The organism is Streptomyces piniterrae, assembly GCF_005048155.1.
In the GTDB taxonomy this organism is placed as follows: Bacteria; Actinomycetota; Actinomycetes; order Streptomycetales; family Streptomycetaceae; genus Streptomyces; species Streptomyces piniterrae.
Genome location: NZ_SUMB01000007.1, coordinates 259386 through 279423, shown reverse-complemented (window position 1 = coordinate 279423; position 20038 = coordinate 259386). Strand labels below are relative to the sequence as shown.

16 protein-coding genes are annotated in these 20038 nt (G+C 71.3%); 6 read left to right on the top strand and 10 right to left on the bottom strand.

Annotated elements, in window-relative coordinates; genetic code table 11:
* Positions 1–28: 28 nt before the first annotated feature.
* From whiA to FCH28_RS21605, 6 genes are all read right to left on the bottom strand, one after another.
* Positions 29–1018 carry a DNA-binding protein WhiA gene (gene whiA / locus FCH28_RS21630; protein WP_136741729.1) on the bottom strand — a complete coding sequence of 330 codons (990 nt, stop codon included), beginning with the start codon at positions 1016–1018 and terminating at the stop codon, positions 29–31.
* A complete protein-coding gene (locus tag FCH28_RS21625; RefSeq protein ID WP_136741728.1) occupies positions 1009–2067 on the bottom strand; it encodes a gluconeogenesis factor YvcK family protein in 1059 nt (352 codons plus the stop codon). The genes whiA and FCH28_RS21625 overlap by 10 nt, the downstream gene beginning before the upstream one ends.
* The gene (gene rapZ, locus FCH28_RS21620; RefSeq protein WP_136741727.1) at positions 2064–3008 is read right to left on the bottom strand and encodes an RNase adapter RapZ; all 945 of its coding nucleotides are present in this window, start codon (positions 3006–3008) and stop codon (positions 2064–2066) included. Before rapZ ends, FCH28_RS21625 begins: the two co-directional genes overlap by 4 nt.
* Positions 3005–5056: an excinuclease ABC subunit UvrC gene (uvrC, locus tag FCH28_RS21615; RefSeq protein WP_136741726.1), complete on the bottom strand. Its 2052-nt coding sequence runs from the start codon at positions 5054–5056 to the stop codon at positions 3005–3007. The genes rapZ and uvrC overlap by 4 nt, the downstream gene beginning before the upstream one ends.
* Before the next feature lie 260 nt (positions 5057–5316).
* Positions 5317–6240, bottom strand: a complete 924-nt coding sequence (locus FCH28_RS21610) for a hypothetical protein (protein WP_136741725.1) — start codon at positions 6238–6240, stop codon at positions 5317–5319.
* 4 nt (positions 6241–6244) lie between these two features.
* On the bottom strand, positions 6245–6910 hold the full coding sequence (locus FCH28_RS21605) for a papain-like cysteine protease family protein (RefSeq protein WP_136741724.1): 666 nt from the start codon (positions 6908–6910) through the stop codon (positions 6245–6247).
* Between the two features lie 239 nt (positions 6911–7149).
* Between FCH28_RS21605 and FCH28_RS21600 the strand changes: the two genes are divergently transcribed.
* Positions 7150–8088 (top strand): hypothetical protein, encoded by a 939-nt coding sequence (locus FCH28_RS21600; RefSeq protein WP_136741723.1) that lies wholly within the window; start codon positions 7150–7152, stop codon positions 8086–8088.
* A 138-nt stretch (positions 8089–8226) separates the two neighbouring features.
* On the opposite strand, the gene FCH28_RS21595 is transcribed toward FCH28_RS21600, so the two are convergent.
* Positions 8227–8637, bottom strand: a complete 411-nt coding sequence (locus FCH28_RS21595) for a Rieske (2Fe-2S) protein (protein ID WP_136741722.1) — start codon at positions 8635–8637, stop codon at positions 8227–8229.
* A gap of 309 nt (positions 8638–8946) precedes the next feature.
* Here FCH28_RS21595 and FCH28_RS21590 point away from each other — a divergent pair, with 309 nt between their 5' ends.
* Together FCH28_RS21590 and FCH28_RS21585 are read left to right on the top strand one after the other, a co-directional pair.
* The gene (locus FCH28_RS21590) at positions 8947–10020 is read left to right on the top strand and encodes a LacI family DNA-binding transcriptional regulator (RefSeq protein WP_136741721.1); all 1074 of its coding nucleotides are present in this window, start codon (positions 8947–8949) and stop codon (positions 10018–10020) included.
* Positions 10017–10967: a carbohydrate kinase family protein gene (locus FCH28_RS21585; protein ID WP_136741720.1), complete on the top strand. Its 951-nt coding sequence runs from the start codon at positions 10017–10019 to the stop codon at positions 10965–10967. Before FCH28_RS21590 ends, FCH28_RS21585 begins: the two co-directional genes overlap by 4 nt.
* Positions 10968–11075: 108 nt before the next feature.
* Here FCH28_RS21585 and uvrA read toward each other — a convergent pair whose 3' ends face one another.
* Together uvrA and FCH28_RS21575 are read right to left on the bottom strand one after the other, a co-directional pair.
* Complete coding sequence (uvrA, locus tag FCH28_RS21580; RefSeq protein WP_136741719.1) at positions 11076–14246, bottom strand: excinuclease ABC subunit UvrA; 3171 nt, start codon at positions 14244–14246, stop codon at positions 11076–11078.
* A 290-nt stretch (positions 14247–14536) separates the two neighbouring features.
* Positions 14537–15337 carry a TetR/AcrR family transcriptional regulator gene (locus FCH28_RS21575; protein WP_136741718.1) on the bottom strand — a complete coding sequence of 267 codons (801 nt, stop codon included), beginning with the start codon at positions 15335–15337 and terminating at the stop codon, positions 14537–14539.
* A 49-nt stretch (positions 15338–15386) separates the two neighbouring features.
* On the opposite strand from FCH28_RS21575, the gene FCH28_RS21570 reads away from it, so the two are divergent.
* The 3 genes from FCH28_RS21570 to FCH28_RS21560 all read left to right on the top strand — a co-directional run bounded on the left by FCH28_RS21570 (position 15387) and on the right by FCH28_RS21560 (position 18655).
* Positions 15387–16988 carry an FAD-dependent monooxygenase gene (locus tag FCH28_RS21570; protein ID WP_136741717.1) on the top strand — a complete coding sequence of 534 codons (1602 nt, stop codon included), beginning with the start codon at positions 15387–15389 and terminating at the stop codon, positions 16986–16988.
* Between the two features lie 254 nt (positions 16989–17242).
* Entirely contained in the window at positions 17243–17986 is a 744-nt protein-coding gene (locus FCH28_RS21565) for a maleylpyruvate isomerase family mycothiol-dependent enzyme (RefSeq protein WP_136741716.1), read from the top strand.
* Positions 17987–17998: 12 nt separating this feature from the next.
* Positions 17999–18655 carry an MBL fold metallo-hydrolase gene (locus FCH28_RS21560; RefSeq protein WP_136741883.1) on the top strand — a complete coding sequence of 219 codons (657 nt, stop codon included), beginning with the start codon at positions 17999–18001 and terminating at the stop codon, positions 18653–18655.
* 134 nt (positions 18656–18789) lie between these two features.
* Here FCH28_RS21560 and FCH28_RS21555 read toward each other — a convergent pair whose 3' ends face one another.
* Entirely contained in the window at positions 18790–19791 is a 1002-nt protein-coding gene (locus FCH28_RS21555; RefSeq protein ID WP_136741715.1) for a TerC family protein, read from the bottom strand.
* Positions 19792–20038: the final 247 nt, after the last annotated feature.

Below are 20038 nucleotides of genomic sequence, written 5' to 3'. Positions count from 1 at the left end.
GCGCGTGCGGAGAAGATTCGACTCCGGGTCAGCCGACCATGCCTTCGGCCAGCTCTTCGGAGAGGTTGGACTCGGTGCCCGGGATGCCGAGGTCCTGGGCTCGCTTGTCGGCCATCGCCAGCAGCCGGCGGATGCGGCCGGCGACGGCGTCCTTGGTCAGCGGTGGATCGGCGAGGGCGCCCAGCTCCTCCAGGGAGGCCTGCTTGTGCTCCATGCGCAGCCGGCCGGCCGCCGCGAGGTGCTCGGGGACCTCCTCGCCGAGGATCTCCAGGGCCCTGGCGACACGCGCGCCCGCCGCGACGGCCGCACGGGCCGAGCGGCGGAGGTTGGCGTCATCGAAGTTGGCGAGGCGGTTGGCGGTGGCACGGACCTCGCGGCGCATCCGCCGCTCCTCCCACGCCAGCACCGACTCATGGGCACCGAGCCGGGTCAGCAGCGCGCCGATCGCGTCGCCGTCGCGGACCACGACGCGGTCCACGCCGCGCACCTCGCGGGCCTTGGCGCCGATGCCGAGCCGGCGGGCCGCACCGACCAGCGCGAGGGCCGCCTCGGGCCCGGGGCAGGTGACCTCCAGGGAGGAGGAGCGGCCGGGCTCGGTGAGCGAGCCGTGCGCGAGGAAGGCGCCGCGCCAGGCGGCCTCGGCGTCGCAGGTCGCCCCGGAGACCACCTGCGGGGGCAGGCCCCGGATGGGCCGGCCGCGGCCGTCCACCAGACCGGTCTGCCGGGCCAGCTGATCGCCGCCGGCGACCACCCGTACGACATAGCGACTGCCGCGCCGCAGGCCGCCGGGGGCCATCACCACCAGGTCGGAGGAGTGCCCGAAGATCTCCAGGATGTCCTTGCGCAGCCGGCGGGCGGCGATGCCCGTGTCCAGCTCCGCCTCGATCACAATGCGTCCGCTGACCAGGTGCAGACCTCCCGCGAACCGCAGGATCGACGAGACCTCCGACTTCCGGCAGCAGGTCCGGGTGACGGGGAGCCGGGAGATTTCATCCTTCACCGCAGCCGTCATCGCCATGGGCCGATCCTTCCATGCATCCGAAAAATACGGTCGTACGCGGCTGCCAGCAGCTCCGGGTCGTGCCGGTCGGGGGCTCCCCCGGCCGCCGCCCTGCCCTCTCCTTGTGCGGCGACCGCCGCCAGCTCGACCTCACTGCCCACCAGCTGCTTGGCGGCAACCGTCAGACCTTCGATGTCGGGCACGGCGGCCTTGTCGGCCAGCACCACGTCGAAGGCGAGTTTAGGGGCGTGTCGGGCCAAAACCTCCAAATGACGCTGCGGTGAGAAGCCTTCGGTTTCGCCGGGTTGGGGCGCGAGGTTGAGCGACAGGACCTTCCGGGCCTTGGTCTCCTCCAGCGCCTCGCGCAGTTCCGGCACCAGGAGATGCGGGATGACCGAGGAGAACCAGGAGCCGGGCCCGAGCACCACCCAGTCGGCGTCGCGCACCGCGGCGACCGCCTCGGGAACGGCCGGCGGCTCCTCGGGAACGACATGGACGGACTGCACCTCGCCGTGGGTGAGCGCGACGGTGGCCTGGCCGCGGACCGTGCTGATCTCGTCGGGGCGGCCCTGGTGATGGCCCTTGACCTGGGCCTGGAGTTCCAGGGGCACGGCCGACATGGGCAGCACCCGGCCCTGCGCGCCGAGCAGCTTGCCGACCAGGTCCAGCGCCTGCACATGGTCGCCGAGCTGCTCCCACAGGGCGACGATCAGCAGATTGCCGACGGCGTGATCATGCAGCTCGCCCTCGCTCTGGAAGCGGTGTTGGATCACCCGGGACCAGGTCTGGCCCCAGTCGTCGTCGCCGCACAGGGCGGCCAGCGCCTTGCGCAGATCGCCGGGCGGCAGCACGCCCAGCTCATCGCGGAGCCGGCCGCTGGAGCCGCCGTCGTCGGCGACGGTGACCACGGCGGTCAGATCGCCGGTGATACGTCGCAGCGCGGCGAGCGAGGCGGACAGGCCCATGCCGCCGCCGAGCGCCACCACCTTGGGGGTGGCGCCCTTGGTCGTACGGCCTCCGGGGACGAATCTGCGGACCCGGTGCAGCCGCCGTGCGCGCCCGGTCACTCGCGCCCCATGTCCCGGTGGACGACAACCGTCTCGACGCCTTCGGACACCAGCCTGCGGGCCAGCTTCTCGGACATCGCGACGCTGCGGTGCTTGCCGCCCGTACAGCCGACGGCGATGGTCACATAGCGCTTGCCCTCGCGGCGGTATCCCTCGGCGACGATCCGCAGCAGCTCGGCGTAGCCGTCCAGGAACTCCTTGGAGCCGGGCTGGTTGAAGACGTAGTCGGAGACCTCCTCGTTGAGGCCGGTGAACGGGCGCAGCTCGGGGACCCAGTGCGGGTTGGGGATGAAGCGGCAGTCGATGACCATGTCCGCGTCGACCGGGAGGCCGTACTTGAAGCCGAAGGACATGACCGTGGCGCGCAGCTCGGGGACCTCCTCCCCGGCGAACTGGGCGTCCAGCTTGGCGCGCAGCTCGTGGACGTTGAGGCTGGAGGTGTCGATGACCAGGTCGGCGTCACCGCGCAGCTCGCGCAGCAGATCGCGTTCGGCGGCGATGCCGTCGACGATCCGGCCGTCGCCCTGGAGGGGGTGCGGGCGGCGCACCGACTCGAAGCGGCGCACCAGGGCCTCGTCGGAGGACTCCAGGAAGACGATGCGGCGCTTGACGTTCTGCGCGTCGAGCGTGGCGAGCGATTCCTTGAGGTTGGCGAAGAAGCGGCGGCCGCGGACGTCGACGACGACCGCGATCTTGGCGACATTGCCCTGGGAGCGGGCGCCCAGCTCGACCATCGGCGGGATCAGCTCGGGCGGGATGTTGTCGACGACGAACCAGCCGAGGTCCTCCAGGCACTTAGCGGCCGTGCTCCGGCCGGCGCCCGACATCCCGGAGATGATCACCAGCTCGGGAATGGCGGCGCTCTCGCCCTGATCGGTCGTGCCCGTACTCACCTGTGCACCGTCTCTCTCGGTTTGCTGCTCTTCGTGCGGAGTGCTCATCGGTCCTGCCCCCGTTCTGCTGACAACGCGGCCGGTGGGGCCCCGTCATCCTCAATGATCTCTCCTGTGGCCGTGTTCACCGCGGGGGCGGCCGGTGCCGCCCCGGCCAGCGCCGCCGCGACCGTCTCGGCGGTCTTGCGGCCGACCCCCGGGACCTCGCAGATCTCGTCGATCGTCGCGGCCCGCAGCTTCTTCAGCGAGCCGAAGTGCTTCAGCAGTGCCTGACGGCGGCTGTCCCCGAGGCCGGCGACGGCGTCGAGCGGAGAGGACTTCAGCCGCTTGGTGCGCTTGGTGCGCTGGTAGCCGATGGCGAAGCGGTGTGCTTCGTCGCGGACGCGCTGGAGGAGGTAGAGGCCCTCGCTGCTGCGGGGCAGCACGGCCGGGTCTTCTTCGTCGGGCAGCCAGACCTCTTCGAGGCGCTTGGCGAGGCCGCAGACCGCGACATCGTCGATACCGAGCTCGTCCAGGGCCCGGCGGGCGGCCGCGACCTGCGGGGCGCCGCCGTCGACGACCACGAGCTGGGGCGGGTAGGCGAAGCGCTTGGGGCGGCCGTCTTCGTCGGTGGGGCGGCCGGACAGTGCGTCCGGAGCGCCGTCGTCCTCTACAGGGGCGTCAGCGGGCGGCTCCTCCGTCCATTCGCCGGACTTCTGCTTCTCCTGGAGATAGCGCTTGAAGCGGCGGCCGATGACCTCGTGCATGGAGCGGACATCGTCCTGGCCCTCAAAGGTCTTGATCTGGAAACGGCGGTATTCGCTCTTACGGGCGAGGCCGTCCTCGAAGACCACCATCGAGGCGACGACGTCCTCGCCCTGGAGGTGGGAGATGTCGAAGCACTCGATGCGCAGCGGCACCGCATCCAGGCCGAGGGCCTGGGCGATCTCCTCCAGGGCGCGGGAGCGGGTGGTCAGGTCGGAGGCGCGCTTGGTCTTGTGCAGGGCCAGGGCCTGCTGGGCGTTGCGGCCGACCGTGGCCATCAGGTCCTTCTTGTCGCCGCGCTGCGGGATACGCAGCGAGACCTGGGAGCCACGACGCCCGGAGAGCCACTGCTGGACCGGCTCGACGGGCTCGGGGAGCGCCGGGACCAGCACCTCCTTGGGGACGGCGTCGCCCCGCTCCTCGCCGTAGAGCTGCTGGAGGGCGTGCTCCACCAGGCCGGCGGTGCTGACGGCCTCCACCTTGTCGGTGACCCAGCCGCGCTGACCGCGCACCCGGCCGCCGCGGACGTGGAAGATCTGGACGGCGGCTTCGAGTTCGTCCTCGGCGACGGCGATGAGGTCGGCGTCGGTGGCGTCGGCGAGCACCACGGCGCTCTTCTCCATGGCCCGCTTGAGCGCCCCTATGTCGTCGCGCAGCCGGGCGGCGCGCTCGTACTCCATCTCCTCGGCGGCGTCCTGCATCTGCCGCTCCAGGCGGCGGATGTACGCGCCGGTGCGGCCGGCCATGAAGTCGCAGAATTCTTCGGCCAGTTCGCGGTGTTCCTCGGCCGAAACCCGCTCGACGCAGGGGGCCGAGCACTTGCCGATGTAGCCCAGCAGGCAGGGGCGGCCGATCTGCGCGGAGCGCTTGAAGACCCCCGCGGAGCAGGTGCGCACGGGGAAGACGCGCAGCAGGAGGTCGACGGTCTCGCGGATCGCCCAGGCGTGGCCGTACGGGCCGAAGTAGCGCACGCCCTTCTTCTTGGCGCCGCGCATGACCTGGACGCGGGGGAACTCCTCGTTGAGGGTGACCGCGAGATACGGATAGCTCTTGTCGTCGCGGTACTTGACGTTGAAGCGCGGGTCGAACTCCTTGATCCAGCTGTATTCGAGCTGGAGCGCCTCGACCTCGGTGGAGACGACGGTCCACTCCACGGAGGCGGCGGTGGTGACCATCGTGCGCGTACGCGGATGGAGCCCGGCCAGGTCCTGGAAGTAGCTGGCCAGGCGCTGGCGCAGGCTCTTCGCCTTGCCGACGTAGATGACCCGCCCGTGGTCGTCGCGGAACTTATAGACCCCCGGCGAGTCGGGGATCTGTCCCGGCTTGGGTCGGTAGCTGCTGGGGTCTGCCATGACCACCACCCTACTGACCGCCACTGACATTGAGCGGTGGCGGACCGTGCGCCGGGCGGTGGGGCGGCTTCCCGACTTTTCCGGCCCCCGCCCCCACCCCCCGTCACCTGCCCTCCCCCCTTCGGGGGGAGGGCAGGTGGGGGCGGGGGAGGGTGTGTGGGTGGGGTGGGGGGCCGCTCGCCGCGCCGACGTGCACAGCGAGCCGTCAGCCACCGCGAGCCGTCGGGCCGCGCGCCCTCGGGCCCCCGGCCCCTACGCCGTCAGCCCGTACGCCGCCTACGCACCGCCGCCGTGCCCAGCAGCCCCAGGGCCACCAGGGCGGCGACGCCCGCGACGGTCGAGGCGGCGGTCACCGGGAAGCTGTCGCCGGCCAGCGTGTCCGCCGCGACGGGCTGCTTGCGCGCGCCCGCCTTGGCGGCGTCGTCCGCTGCGACGTCCGCAGCGGTGGCGGACCCGGCCCGGGAACCGGTCTGCGGGCCGTAGCCGCCGGCCTCGCCGCGCTTGTCGTACGCGGAGCCGGGGAGCTTGTCGCCGTACGCCTTCGCCACCCGCTTCTGGTAGGCGGCGAGGCTGGTTCCCCGCGCACCGACCGCCTTCACGGCGTCCTCGTCCAGCGGCTCGACGCGGTCGCCGCGCTGGACGTACCAGGCGTCGATCTGCGGCTCGTGGAAGACCGTCCCGGCGCCGGGCTTCGCACGCCCGGCCGCCGTGTAGCGGCTCTCGTCGTCGCCGCTGGCGATGTTGACGACCTTCCAGGACGTGCCCTGGCGCGCGCTCCACACCGACGCCTTCCGGCCATCGGCGGCGACGGCCTTGCTGGCGAGGAACTCTAGCCGGGCCACTAGCGCCTTGGCCTTGCCGCGGACGAAGTCCGGCGACAGGACGTAGACGGGGACCGGGCCGCCCTCGATGCGCGGGGCGGTCTTCGCCGCGCCCGGAGCGGCGGCACCGGCACGGGCCCCGTTACGGGCGGCCTCGGCGGCGAAGAACCGGGTGAGCGTGTCCAGCGTCGCGGGCGCGGCGGCCACGTCGTGGGCGGCGGCGACGCTCGCACGGGACGGGGCCGGCGGCGGCGCGGGGGTCTCCGCGGCCAGGGCGGCGTGCGGGGCGAGGCCGAGGAGAGCGGTGGCGAGCGTCCCGGTGACGGCGGCACGCAGGCCGGTGCGAGTGGTGCGCTTCGTCATGACCTCACGCTCCTATCCGGTAGAGGGAGTGCGTCCAGGAGAAGGAGCTGCCGTTTACGTAGTTGTCGAAGTCGCCCCAGTTGTACCGGTCGTTGGAGCCCCAGGGGTCACCCCAGTAAACCCAGTTGTTGGCCGTGTCGTAGCCGTAGATGACGTGCATGTGGCCGCCGCCGGACGACCACTGGATGCGGGTCTCGACGGGCCGGTTGGCGTTGATCTCGCTCTGCACGGTGCTGTAGCGCAGATAGCCGCTCACATACGAGCCGGAATTGATGCCCATCCAGTCGAATGCGTTCTGCACATTGCCCAGAGTGGCCTGGTCATTGGGGCAGGCCGAACCCTGCTGGTAGTTGAAGGCGGCGTTGCAGAACGCGTTCTGGCTGTAGTTCTTGCCGAACCAGGAGGCGATGGTGTTGCCGGAGGCGGCCCAGCACCAGTTGGACTCCTCCTGGGCCTGCATGGATATGTCGAGGCGGTTGGCGGCGCGCGGCGCGAGGGCGCTCTGCGCGGCGGGAGCGGTGTGCGCCTGGCGCGCGACGGCCGCGTGGGGGGCGGCCGCCGAGGCTGCCGCCCCGGGGAGCGTGGTGAGTGCGGCCAGCGTCGCGGCGCCGACCGCCGCGGCCGAAAGCCATCTGCGGCGCGAACGGCGTGCGTGGGGGGCACGGGTCATGGCGTTCCTCCCGAATGGGGGGTGAGGGGGAGAGGAGCGCATCCGGATGCTGATGAGGAGCATCGGGTGTTGTCGCACACGGGTCAACACGGTTCAATGCGAAATGACATGGGGGTGTGGACGGACGGGCCCAGATGTGAACGGCCGGCGCCCGGCGTACTGCAGTGAACAGGCAGGGAGAGCGCGCGGCGTGCGATCCGGTTGTGAACATTCACCCCGCGCGCCGGAGGATTGAGGCAATGGCACAGAACACTCCCGAGTCCGCCGAGCTGACACAGCTGCTGCGGACCGGCCCGTTCCATCTGGCGCTGCGCAGCGCCCTCACCGCACGCGGCCTCGCCCTGCACCGCGTCCAGCACAAGCTCGCGCAGCGCGGCATCAAAGTCGGGGTGACCAGCCTGAGTTACTGGCAGCAGGGCGCCCGGCGCCCGCAGCGCCCCGAGTCACTCCGGGCGGTGCGCGCCCTGGAGGAGGTCCTCGACCTGCCGGCACGCTCACTGCACCGTCTGCTGGTGCCCGAAGGCGGCGCGCGTCCCGAGGCCGAGCGGCCGCCCGCCCGCTCGTACCGCTCGCTGGTGGCGCCCGCCGACTCGCTGCAGCAGCTCTTCGCCGAGCTGGAGACCCCCGCGGACGGCGGGCTGCACACCGTCGGACATCACGAGCGGGTCCGTATCGGGCCGCGACGCGAGCTGAGCGAACGCGAATCACTCCAGGTCGTCCGCGCGCACCGGGACGGCGTGGACCGCTATATCGCCATCCACCGGGGCGACACCGGCTGCGACCCGTCCCGGGTGGCGGTGCGAGCCGTGGAGAACTGCCGCCTGGGGCGGGTGCGCGGGGACGCGGACACCGGTGTGGTGGTGGCCGAGCTGCTCTTCGACGCCCGGCTGCGGGCCGGCGACACACATGTCTTCGGGTACGTCTTCGAGGACGGCAGCGCCGGCCCGAGCGCCGAGTATGTCCGCGGCTTCAGCTTCGCGGGCGGCCAGTACGTCCTTCAGGTGCGCTTCGACGAGGCGGCGCTGCCGGCGCGCTGCCGGCGCTTCGCCCAGACCACGGCGAGCTCCCCGCGCAGCGGCCAGCAGGAGCTGACGCTGAGCGGACAGCACCGGGCCGTCCACCTGGTGGAGCAGGGGGTACGGCCCGGAATACTGGGGATCGGGTGGGACTGGGGGTAGTGGGGCATCGGGTGGGTGGGACGCGGGGGCAGCGCGGCACGAGGTGCGACGGCGTGGCACTAGGGGCGGCGAGCCCGTGCCCGTCGGTGGTGCCCCTCGGCGCGTGCCCGTCGGCGCGATCCGGACCCAGGGGCCGCCTCAGCCCGCTATCAGCTTCCCGTTCTTGGCCTTCACCGGTACCTCGGGCAGCGGGGCGGACGCCGGCCCCTGGATGACCTCGCCCGTCGTGACGTCGAAGCGGCTGCCGTGACAGGGGCAGCTGCCCTCCTTCTTGTCGACCTCGGTCAGGACGCAGCCCTTGTGCGTGCACATGGCGCTGAAGCACTTGAAGTCGCCCTTGGCGGGCTGTGACACGACGAGCCGGTCCTCGCGGTAGAGCCTGGCGCCGCCGACCGGCACCTCCGCGGCGGCGCCCAGGTCGACCGGCGCGGTGGGCACGGCCGACGCCGCGCTTCCCGAGTCCGGGGTGCAGGCCGACAGCCCGAAGCCGGCGGCACCCGCGAGCGCGGCGCCGCGCAGCATGGTTCGGCGGTCGGGGCACTGGCTCATGGCTGCTCCAGGGGCACGGGGGCGGTGGCTTCCGTCGGCCGTCCGACCTCGACGAACTCGACGATCGGACGTCGACCGTCCGACGCTCTCGGCGACCGTCGGACGGTCGGGGCCCGACGATACCGGCACAGATCGTTCCGCTTCCGGCGGGGCGCACACCACGGGTTCGGTGCCGGCGCGGCCCACACGGGAGACGTAAACGCTTACGCAAACGTTTACGTTTGCGGTCGGATGCTCGTAAGGTGGTGCACCCGCGGGGCGGCGGGACGCGCCGCCGCCGTGGTGGCGCACGCTCGGAGGAAGAGCCGGATGACGACGATGGTGGATGTGGCACGGCGCGCGGGCGTCTCGGTCGCCACGGTCTCGCATGTGCTCAACGAGACCCGGCCGGTACGCCCCGACACCCGCGCCGCGGTGCTCGGCGCCATCGACGAGCTCGGCTACACCCACAACACCCTCGCCCGCTCCCTGGTCACCGCCCGCACCCGCTCGATCGGCCTGGCGGTCTCCGCGATCAGCAATCCGTACTTCACCGAGATCCTCCAGGGTGTCGAGGCCGGTGCGCTGGAGGCCGGCTACAGCCTGCTGATCGCCGATCCGCACGACGACCCGGAACATGAGCGCAAGGTCGTGCAACTGCTGCACGAGCGGCGGGTGGACGGCATGATCGTCGCGCCCTCCGCGGAGCCCGCCGAGATGGTCGGGTATCTGTCGCGGCGCGAGGTCCCCACGGTGTTCCTGGACCGGCTGGTCGGGGACGGCCATGATCAGGTGTGCGCCGAGAACACCGGGCCGACGCGTCAACTGGTGGAGCATCTGGCCGGCTTGGGGCACACCCGGATCGGCCTGGTGGCCGGACTCCCCGGGCTGAGCACGACCACCGAGCGCGTCCAGGGCTACCGCGACGGACTGCGCGCCGCCGGCCTGCCGTTCGCGCCCGAACTGCTCGCCGGCGGCAACTCCGAAGCGGAGGGCGCGCAGGACGCCACCCGCCATCTGCTCGCCACGCCGGAACCGCCCACCGCGATCATCACCGCCAACAACGCGATGACGATCGGCGCCCTGCGCGCGCTGCGCGAACTGGGTCTCGAAGTGCCCCGCGACATCGCGCTGGCCTGCTTCGACGACTTCTCCTGGGCCGATCTGTTCGAGCCCCGGCTGACCGCGATCGCGCAGCCCAGCAAGGACATCGGGACGGCGGCGGTCCGGCTGCTGCTGGAGCGGCTCGAGGAGCCGGACCGGCCGCCGCGCACCGTCCGGCTGCCCTGCGTCCTTGTGCACCGTACGTCGTGCGGCTGCCCCGATACCGGCCCGTCGTCCCCACGCCCGGCCGCCTCTCCGGCCGCTCCCCCGGCCGCCCAGGAAAGGAACCGCACCCCGTGATCGTCGTCGCCGGCGAGGCGCTGATCGACCTCGTCCCCAGTCCCCAGGACCCGCCCGCCAACGGCCAGTTGCCCGCGCTGCTGCCACGACGCGGCGGCGGGCCGTACAACACCGCGGTCGCGCTGGGCCGGCTCGGCTCGCCCACCGCGTTCTGCTCGCGGATCTCGACCGACACCTTCGGTGAAGCGCTGCTGCGGGGGCTGCGGACCGCCGGTGTGGACACCTCTCTGGTGCAGCGCGGCGGCGAGCCGACCACTCTCGCGATGGCGGACATCAGCGCGGACGGCTCGGCGGGCTACGGCTTCTACGTCGAGGGCACCGCCGACCGCCTCTTCGCCCTTCCGCCGGCGCTGCCCGACGGTGTCCGCGCGCTGTCGCTCGGGACCTGCTCGCTCGTTCTGGAGCCGGGCGCGAGCGCGTACGAGGCGCTGCTGCGCCGGGAGGCCGGGCGCGGCGTCTTCACCGCGCTCGACCCCAATATCCGGGCCGGTCTGATCCCGGATCCGGCCGCCTACCGGGCCCGTTTCCACTCCTGGCTGCCGCATGTCGACCTCCTGAAGCTGTCGGAGGAGGACGCGCTGTGGCTGGCGGAGGCCGAGGGGCGGGACGCGGTCACCGGGGCGGCGAAGGAGTGGCTGAGCGCGGGGCCCACGGCGATCGTGCTGACCCATGGCGGCGACGGCCTGACGGTGCTGACACCGGGCGGCGGCGAGCTGACCGTCCCGGGCGAGCGGGTCGAGGTGGTCGACACCATCGGCGCGGGCGACACGGTCAATGCCGCGCTGCTGCACCGGCTGGCCGCCCACGACGCGCTCTCGCACACCGCGGTCGCCGCGCTCGGCCCTGACGACTGGCGCGACATCCTCGGCTTCGCCGCCCGCGCGGCCGCCGTCACCTGCTCACGCGCGGGCGCCGAGCCCCCGTTCGCAGGGGAACTGGCGGGGTAGGCGCGCGGCCGGGGCGAACTGACCACTGGCTACTCGTCAGCTCACCCCGGCCGCCCGGCAGGCACGTCAGGCCGACCCCGCAGGCGCCCCACTATCGCCCGGCAGGCGTCAGGTCGCCCGCCGGGCCCGCGTCGTCGTCTTCTTCGCCGCAGCCTTCTTCGCCACAGCCTTCTTGGTCACGGCTTTCTTCGCCACGGTCTTCTTCGCCGCCGCCTTCTTTGCCGCCGTGGTCTTGGCCGCCGCGGACGTCTTGGCCGCCGACGTCTTGGTGGCAGTCGTCCGGGCGGTGGCCGTCTTGACCCCGCTCGACTTAGCCGCGACCGTCTTCGCCGCCGTCTTCTTGGCCGCAGGCCGCTTCGCCGACGCGGCCTTCGTCCCCGGATTACCCGACGGATTCCCCGGATTCCCCGGATTTCCCGAGGACGCGGCATCGCTGACGCGGTCGCCGAGGATCTCCCGCAGGAACTTGCCGGTGTGGCTGGCCGGGACCGCGGCGACCTGCTCGGGGGTGCCTTCGGCGACGATCAGTCCGCCGCCGCTGCCGCCCTCCGGGCCCATGTCGACCACCCAGTCGGCCGTCTTGATCACATCGAGGTTGTGCTCGATGACGATCACCGAGTTGCCCTTGTCGACCAGCCCGGACAGGACCGTGATCAGCTTGCTGATGTCCTCGAAGTGCAGACCGGTGGTCGGCTCGTCCAGGACATAGACCGTACGGCCGGTGGACCGCTTCTGGAGCTCGCTCGCCAGCTTCACCCGCTGGGCCTCGCCGCCCGAGAGGGTCGGCGCGGACTGCCCGAGGCGGACGTATCCCAGGCCGACCTCGTTGAGCGTCTTGAGATGCCGGGAGATGGTCGGCACCGCCTCGAAGAACTCCAGCGCCTCCTCGATGGGCATGTCCAGGACCTCGGCGATGGACTTGCCCTTGTAGTGCACCTCCAGCGTCTCGCGGTTGTACCGCGCGCCGTGGCAGACCTCGCACGGCACATACACGTCCGGCAGGAAGTTCATCTCGATCTTGATCGTGCCGTCGCCGGAGCAGTTCTCGCAGCGGCCGCCCTTGACGTTGAAGGAGAAGCGGCCCGGCAGATAGCCGCGGACCTTGGCCTCCATCGTCTCCGCGAACAGCTTGCGCACGTGATCGAAAACGCCGGTGTACGTCGCCGGGTTGGAGCGCGGCGTGCGGCCGATGGGCGACTGGTCGACATGCACGACCTTGTCCACCAGGTCGTCGCCGTCCACCCGGGTGTGCCTGCCGGGCACCGACTTGGCGCCGTTCAGCTCACGCGCCAGGTGGGTGTAGAGGATGTCGTTGACCAGCGTCGACTTGCCGGATCCGGAGACGCCGGTGACGGCGGTGAGCACCCCGAGCGGGAAGGAGACGTCGATGTCCTGGAGGTTGTTCTCCTTCGCGCCGTGCACCGTCAGCTGCCGGGTCGGGTCGGCGGGCCGCCGCATGCCGGGCATCGGGATGGCGCGCTTGCCGGACAGATACTGACCGGTGACCGACTCCTGGTTGGCCAGCAGCTCGGCCAGCGGGCCGCTGTGGACGACCTTGCCGCCGTGCTCGCCGGCGCCGGGGCCGATGTCCACGACCCAGTCGGAGGTCTTGATCGTGTCCTCGTCGTGCTCGACCACGATCAGGGTGTTGCCGAGGTCGCGCAGCCGGACCAGCGTCTCGATCAGCCGGTGGTTGTCCCGCTGGTGCAGGCCGATGGACGGCTCGTCCAGGACGTAGAGCACGCCCACCAGGCCGGAGCCGATCTGGGTGGCGAGCCGGATGCGCTGGGCCTCGCCGCCGGAGAGGGTGCCGGCGGCACGGTTCAGGGAGAGGTAGTCCAGGCCGACGTCGACCAGGAACCGCAGCCGTTCGTTGACCTCCTTGAGGACCCGCTCGGCGATCTTCTTCTCGCGGGCGTTGAGCTTCATCTCACGGAGGAAGTCGGCGCAGTCGCTGATCGACATGGCCGCGACCTCGGCGATCGACTTCCCCTGGAGCGTGACCGCGAGCACGATCGGCTTGAGCCGGGTTCCCTCGCAGGTCGGGCAGGGCACCTCGCGCATATAGCCCTCGAAGCGCTCCCGGCTGCTGTCGCTCTCCGCCTCGCTGTGCCGCCGCTTGACGAACGGGACGGCGCCCTCGAACGGGGTGGTGTATGCCCGCTGGCGGCCGTAGCGGTTGCGGTAGCGCACCTCGATCTGGGTCTTGTGGCCGTACAGCAGGGCCTTCTTCGCACGCTGCGGCAGCCCGGCCCAGGGGATGTCCGTACGGAATTCGAGGGCATCCGCCAGCGCACTGACCAGGCGGCCGAAGTAGTCCTTGGTGTGGCCGTGCGACCAGGGGTGGATCGCGCCGTCGTCGAGGGCGCGGTCCTCGTCCGGGACGATCAGATCGGGGTCGACCTCCATGCGGGTGCCGATGCCGGTGCATTCCGGGCAGGCGCCGAAGGGCGAGTTGAAGGAGAAGGAGCGGGGCTCCAGCTCTTCGAAGGACAGGTCGTCGTAGGCGCAGTACAGATGCTCCGAATACATCCGCTCGCGCTGCGGGTCGTCCGCGTCAAGGTCGACGAAGTCGAGGATGACCATGCCGCCGGAGAGGCCGAGCGCGGTCTCGACGGAGTCGGTGAGCCGGCGCTTGGCGGTCTCCTTGACCGTGAGGCGGTCGACGACCACCTCGATGGTGTGCTTCTCCTGCTTCTTCAGCTTCGGCGGCTCGGCGAGCTGGATGGTCTCGCCGTCGACCCGGGCGCGGCTGTAGCCCTTGGTCTGGAGGTCGGAGAAGAGGTCGACGAACTCGCCCTTGCGCTCGCGGACCAGCGGGGACAGCACCTGGAAGCGGCTGCCCTCGGGGAGCTCCAGGACCTTGTCGACGATGGCCTGCGGGGACTGCCGGGCGATCGGCCGCCCGCACTCGGGACAGTGCGGCTTGCCGATACGGGCGAAGAGCAGCCGGAGGTAGTCGTAGACCTCGGTGATCGTGCCGACCGTCGAGCGCGGGTTGCGCGAGGTCGACTTCTGGTCGATCGACACGGCGGGGGACAGGCCCTCGATGAAGTCCACATCGGGCTTGTCCATCTGCCCGAGGAACTGCCGGGCGTAGGAGGAGAGCGACTCGACATAGCGCCGCTGCCCCTCGGCGAAGATCGTGTCGAAGGCGAGCGAGGACTTGCCCGACCCGGAGAGCCCCGTGAAGACGATGAGGGAGTCGCGAGGGAGGTCGAGCGAGACGTTGCGGAGGTTGTGCTCGCGAGCGCCACGGACGATGAGACGGTCGGCCACGCCGGTCGGCACCTTTCTGGGATGAGGGGCGGAAGCCGCGGCTCTGCGTCCGCCGCCCGAGTTACGTGAGCAGAGGCGGCGAGCGAAGAGCGGAGCCCCCGCCCCAGGGTATGGGGACCGCCGCGGCACTGTCTGAGTGATGCCATACACGAGCCTATAGCACGCACATTCGATTCACGGGGCCCTCAAGCCCTCTTCACCCAAACGTGTGGCGAGCCCATAACCTTCCCGGTCCGGCGCACTCCGTCCCGAGCAGGCCACGTACACCGCCCCACCTCGGCCGCCGCCCCTCACTCCGAACCCCGGGACCCCCGCAGCGCCCGCTCCAGCGCGTCGAAGGTCCGCTCCAGCACCGCCGCCTGCTCAACGGCCACCTCGTCCGCCGGGTCACCGTCGAGCTGCCGGGCCGCGGCGCCCGCGTACGCGACCCGGTACGCCGCGATGATCAGCGCCGCGGCCAGCCTCGGATCCCCGCCGTCGCCGCGCCGCCCCCCGGCATCGCCCGCCACCTCCGCGAGCAGCCCGGCCAGCACGTCCTCGATCTCCTCCACCGCCTCGCGCCCCCGCGCGCGCAGCGCCGGGGACTCCAGCACGGTGCGCCAGAAGTGCGTGAAGTTGTCCCCCACCCCGGCCAGGGGGTGCCGCCGCGCCAGCAGATCCAGCGCGAGGCGGCGCAGCGCGGCGAGCGGCGACTCGTCCGCCCCGCGGTCCCGGATCGCCCGCGTGATCAGCTCCCTGCCCTCGGGAATGCGGTCGAGGAAGAGATCTTCCTTGCGGGGGAAGTAGTTGAAGACGGTCATCGTGGACACCTCGGCGGCGCGGGCGACCTCGGCGACGGTGACGTTGTCGAAGCCGCGCTCGATGAACAGCAGCGTCGCCTCGCCGGAGATCCGCTGACGGGTCCGCAGCTTCTTGCGCTCGCGCAGCGTCAGCCGGCCGTCGTCCTCCACATAACCGGTCTCCGGGTAGCCGGCCTCCACGTGCCCGGTCTCCACGCGATCGGCCGCCTGTCCGTCCGCCGCACGACCGGTACCGCGCTCCCGCCCCCCGGCCCGCCCCTTGCCGCTCTCATCCCGCACTTCATCCACCATGACCAGAATTTTAGCCGCAACAAACTTTTAGTGACTACACTCATCGCCCATGAAGCATGACGCAGACGTAGTAGTGGCAGGGGGCGGCCCTGTGGGGCTGATGCTCGCCTGCGAACTCGCACTGGCAGATGTCTCGGTCGTCGTCCTGGAGCGGCTGACCGAAGTGGATACGACGATCAAGGCGGGGGCGATAAACACCCCGAGCGCGGAGGCTTTCTACCGCCGCGGGATGCTGCCCGGCCTCGCGGAGGTGCAGCGTGGCGCGATCGAGAAGTTCAGCTCATTCCTGCGGCAGCGGCAGGCGGCGGGCGCCACCGCGCTGAAGCGGCCGCCGAAGTTCGCCGGGCACTTCGCCGGGATCATGCTGCGCGGCGACCTGCTGGACGAGTCCGACCCGGACTTCGACGCGGCCGGCCCGGCGGGCGATGTCGGCCTCGTACCCCAGGAGGCCCTCGAAAGGCTGCTCGTCGCCCGAGCCGCCGAACTCGGCGTCGACCTGCGCCGCGGCGTACACCTGACCGGCCTCGACGCCGGCGAGGACGGCGTGACCGCGCACACCTCGGACGGCTCGTTGCGGGCCGGTTGGCTGGTGGGCTGCGACGGCGGCCGCAGTACGGTCCGCCGGCTGGCCGGGTTCCCGTTCCCCGGTACCGCCCCCGAGATCACCGGTCATCAGGCCATCGTGGAGATGACCGGCGCCGACGCCCTGGGGGCGGGCTGGAACTGGACCGACACCGGGACATACGCCCACGGCCCGATGCCCGGCCGGATCCTCACCGTGGAGTTCGACGGTCCGCCCGCGGACCGCGAAGCACCCGTCACCGCCGAGGAGTTGCAGACCTCGCTGCGGCATGTCTCCGGTGTACCGGACGTCACGATCACCAAGGTGCACTCCGCCACCCGCTTCACGGACAACGCCCGCCAGGTGCCCGACTACCGGGCGGGGCGGGTGCTGCTGGCCGGTGACGCGGCGCATGTGCACTCGCCGTTCGGCGGTCAGGGGCTGAATCTCGGCATCGGCGACGCGCTGAACCTGGGCTGGAAGCTGGCCGCGACGGTGCGCGGCCGGGCGCCGGAGGGGCTGCTGGACACCTACACGGCCGAGCGGCACCCGATAGGCGCGTGGGTGCTGGAGTGGACCCGGGCCCAAGTGGCGCTGATGCGGCCGGAGCCGCACGCCCGCGCGCTGCGCGGCGTGATCGCCGAGCTGGCGGGGTCGGTCGACGCCACCACCTTCTTCGCCAAGAAGATCTCCGGTGTCTGGCAGCGCTACGACCTGCCCGGTACGCATCCGCTGACCAGCCGCAGCGCCCCCGACCTCGAACTGTCCGACGGCAGCCGGCTCGCCGACCAACTGCACGGCGGGCAGGCGCTGTTGCTCGACCTCGTCGACGACCCCGAGCTGCGCAAACGCGCTCTCGGCTACGGCGACCGGGTGCGGCTGGTCACCGCCGCCTGCCCGCGGCGGCCGGGTCTCGCCGGCCTCCTGGTGCGCCCGGACGGGTGCACGGCGTGGGCGGCGGACGTAGCGGACGTACCGGCCGATGCGCGGGACGCCGCGCCGGCTCCGCTGGACGAGCTGGATGCCGCGCTGCGCCGGTGGTTCGGGGCCCCCGGCACCGGGACCCTGGAGGACGCTGCGGCAGCCTGAGAGGAGGCCACCTGACACGGCGGCGGGCCGCGAACGCGGGGCCGCGGGACAACGGGGGGCTGGGGCGCGGTGGCACGGGGCACCGCGCCCCAGCCCCCCGTTCTCCCGTCCCCCCTCCCCCTTCTCCCGGCCCCCTGCCCCCGTCTCCCCCTGGCACCGTCGCGCGCCGTCCGCCCCTCCCGCACCACCCGCGTACGCCACGGATCCCTGCCGGCCGACTCCCGAACTCACCGTCGCGGCGCTAGCGTCGGACCATGACCATCACCCCGCCAGACTTCCCGCACGACGCGGCCGCCGTCCGAGAGGCCACCGACCGACTCCTCGTCTCGGTGGCCAAGCTGGACGACGCGGCGATCGGCGAACCGTCCCTGCTCCCGGACTGGACCCGCGGCCACGTCCTGGCTCATCTCGCGCGCAACGCGGACGCCCTGGTCAACCTCCTCACCTGGGCACGTACGGATGTACCGACACCGATGTACGCCAGTGCCGCGGCCCGCGACGCGGATATCGCCCGGGACGCCGACCGCTCGCTGGCCGGCCATCTGGAGGACCTGCGGCAGAGCGCCGCGCGGTTCGACGCGGCGGCCGACGCGCTGCCGGAGGGGCGTCGGGCGTTCGAGGTCGAGATGCGCAACGGCGTCGTCGAGCGGGCCGACCGGCTGCCGCTGCGGCGACTGGCGGAGGTGGAGCTGCACCACGTCGACCTCGGCGTCGGCTACACCGTCGACCAGCTGCCGGCCTCGTTCCTCGACAGCGAGCTGACGTTCCTGTGCACGGTGAAGTTCGCCGGGCACCCGGAACTGCCCCCGCTGGAGCTGCGCACGGACGACGGGCGACGGTGGCACACCGGGCGTACGGACACCGGGGCGGGCGGCGACGCCGCGCCCGTGGTGGTGACGGGTCCGGCGGCGGCACTGGTCGGTTGGCTCACCGGACGCGGCGACGGTCGCGAACTCGACACCCCCGGCTCCACACTGCCTGCCATCCCGCCGCTTTAAGGTGGTCCCATGATGGCCTACAGCGGAGCGGTGAAGGTCGGCGGACCTGCCGACGTGCACGAGCTGAGCGACCTGATGATCTCGAAGGTCGCGGTCGGACCGATGGACAACAACGCCTATGTGCTGCGGTGTCGTGCGACCGATGAGCAGTTGCTGATCGACGCGGCCGCCGAGCCGCACACCCTGCTCACGCTGGTCGGCGACAGCGGCCTGACGTCCGTGGTCACCACCCACCGGCACGGTGACCACTGGGGCGCGCTCCGCGAGGTCGTCGACGCGACCGGTGCGCGGACCTACGCGGGCCGGCACGACGCCGAGGGCATTCCCGTCCCCACGGACGTCCTGGTCGACGACGGCGACGTCATCACCGTCGGCCGCGTCGAACTGACGGCGCGCCACCTGGTCGGCCACACTCCCGGCAGCATCGCGCTGATCTACGACGACCCGCACGGCGCCCCGCATCTGTTCACCGGGGACTGTCTCTTCCCCGGGGGCGTCGGCAACACCTGGGGCAACCCGGACCACTTCGCCAGCCTGATCGACGGCGTGCAGACCAAGCTCTTCGACCAACTGGCCGACGAGACCTGGGTCTATCCGGGCCACGGCAACGACACCACTCTCGGCGCCGAGCGCCCGCACCTGGCGGAGTGGCGCGAACGCGGCTGGTAGCGCTCAGGGAACCCACCTGCGGAGAGACAGCGGCACGGTCCGGGTCGACGGGGTCGCGCTGCGCATCACGGTCGCGCACTGACGGCGGCCCGCCGCTGTGCGTGCGGGCCGCCGTCTTCGGTGCGCCAGGGGTGTCAGGCGTCGACGCTGTCCTTGGGCTTGGCGGCCTGTGCGTCCGCCGCCTCGACCGCTGCCTGCTTGGCGGAGGCGCGGAGGCTGGTGATCGTCGTGACGACGAGGACGGCGCAGATGACGCCCAGCGAGACCGGAATGCTGATCTCCGGGACGCCCACTCCGGACTCGTGCAGGGCGTGCAGCACCAGCTTCACACCGATGAAGCCGAGAATGATCGACAGCCCGTAGGAGAGGTGGACCAGCTTCTTCAGCAGGCCCCCGATGAGGAAGTAGAGCTGGCGCAGGCCCATCAGGGCGAAGGCGTTGGCGGTGAAGACGATGTACGGGTCCTGGGTGAGGCCGAAGATCGCCGGAATGGAGTCCAGCGCGAAGAGGACGTCGGTGGTGCCGATGGCCAGCATCACGATCAGCATCGGCGTCATCAGCCGCTTGCCGTTCTCGACGATGAACAGCTTTGTGCCGCTGTATTTGTCGGTCGACGGGAAGCGCTTCTCGACCATTTTCAGGAAGCGGTTCTCCTCGAATTCCTCGTCCTGCTCCTCGGCCCGAGCCTCCTTGATGAGCTTCCACGCGGTCCAGATGAGGAATGCGCCGAAGATATAGAAAACCCAGGAGAAGTTGGCGATGATCGCGGCGCCCGCGCCGATGAAGCCGGCCCGCAGGACGAGCGCGATCAGCACGCCGACCATCAGCACACGCTGCTGGTAGATGGCCGGGACCGCGAACTTGCCCATGATCAGGACGAAGACGAAGAGGTTGTCGACGCTCAACGACTTCTCGGTGATGAAGCCCGCAAAGAATTCACCGGCCGGCGCACCGCCGCCGAACAGCAGCAATCCGAGGCCGAAAAGCGCGGCGAGCGCGATCCAGACACCGGTCCAGATTCCGGCCTCCTTGAGGGAGACCTCGTGCGGTTTACGACCGCCGATGAAGAAATCGGCGGCTATGAGGGCACACAGACCGAGAATGGTCAGTACCCACAGGTTCAGGGAAACGTCCACTGCTCCTCCGGCAGAGTCGTACGGCACTTACAGCGTCGTCGCTGCCGGAGGTCTCTTCCGCCCGCATACTGCTGGGCCGGCGCCCCGGGATCTTGTGAAGCTCGTCGATCCGTGATGACGGGTACGCCGCAGTAGGAGTACTCCCCTCCGCACCAAGAAGGGTAAAGGAAAGCCAAGTAATAGTAAAGAGAAAGGTAAAATCGCTGGTGGGATGGGGTGCAAGGGGGAGCACGCAGCGGAGGCGGCT

Bases quoted from the DNA above. Each gene is read 5' to 3' on its own strand.
- FCH28_RS21610 (WP_136741725.1), bottom strand. From the start codon at position 6,240: ATGACGAAGCGCACCACTCGCACCGGCCTGCGTGCCGCCGTCACCGGG.
- FCH28_RS21600 (WP_136741723.1), top strand. From the start codon at position 7,150: ATGGCACAGAACACTCCCGAGTCCGCCGAGCTGACACAGCTGCTGCGG.
- FCH28_RS21605 (WP_136741724.1), bottom strand. From the start codon at position 6,910: ATGACCCGTGCCCCCCACGCACGCCGTTCGCGCCGCAGATGGCTTTCG.
- uvrC (WP_136741726.1), bottom strand. From the start codon at position 5,056: ATGGCAGACCCCAGCAGCTACCGACCCAAGCCGGGACAGATCCCCGAC.
- FCH28_RS21575 (WP_136741718.1), bottom strand. From the start codon at position 15,337: ATGGTGGATGAAGTGCGGGATGAGAGCGGCAAGGGGCGGGCCGGGGGG.
- rapZ (WP_136741727.1), bottom strand. From the start codon at position 3,008: ATGAGCACTCCGCACGAAGAGCAGCAAACCGAGAGAGACGGTGCACAG.
- whiA (WP_136741729.1), bottom strand. From the start codon at position 1,018: ATGGCGATGACGGCTGCGGTGAAGGATGAAATCTCCCGGCTCCCCGTC.
- FCH28_RS21560 (WP_136741883.1), top strand. From the start codon at position 17,999: ATGGCCTACAGCGGAGCGGTGAAGGTCGGCGGACCTGCCGACGTGCAC.
- FCH28_RS21565 (WP_136741716.1), top strand. From the start codon at position 17,243: ATGACCATCACCCCGCCAGACTTCCCGCACGACGCGGCCGCCGTCCGA.
- FCH28_RS21595 (WP_136741722.1), bottom strand. From the start codon at position 8,637: ATGAGCCAGTGCCCCGACCGCCGAACCATGCTGCGCGGCGCCGCGCTC.
- FCH28_RS21570 (WP_136741717.1), top strand. From the start codon at position 15,387: ATGAAGCATGACGCAGACGTAGTAGTGGCAGGGGGCGGCCCTGTGGGG.
- FCH28_RS21590 (WP_136741721.1), top strand. From the start codon at position 8,947: ATGACGACGATGGTGGATGTGGCACGGCGCGCGGGCGTCTCGGTCGCC.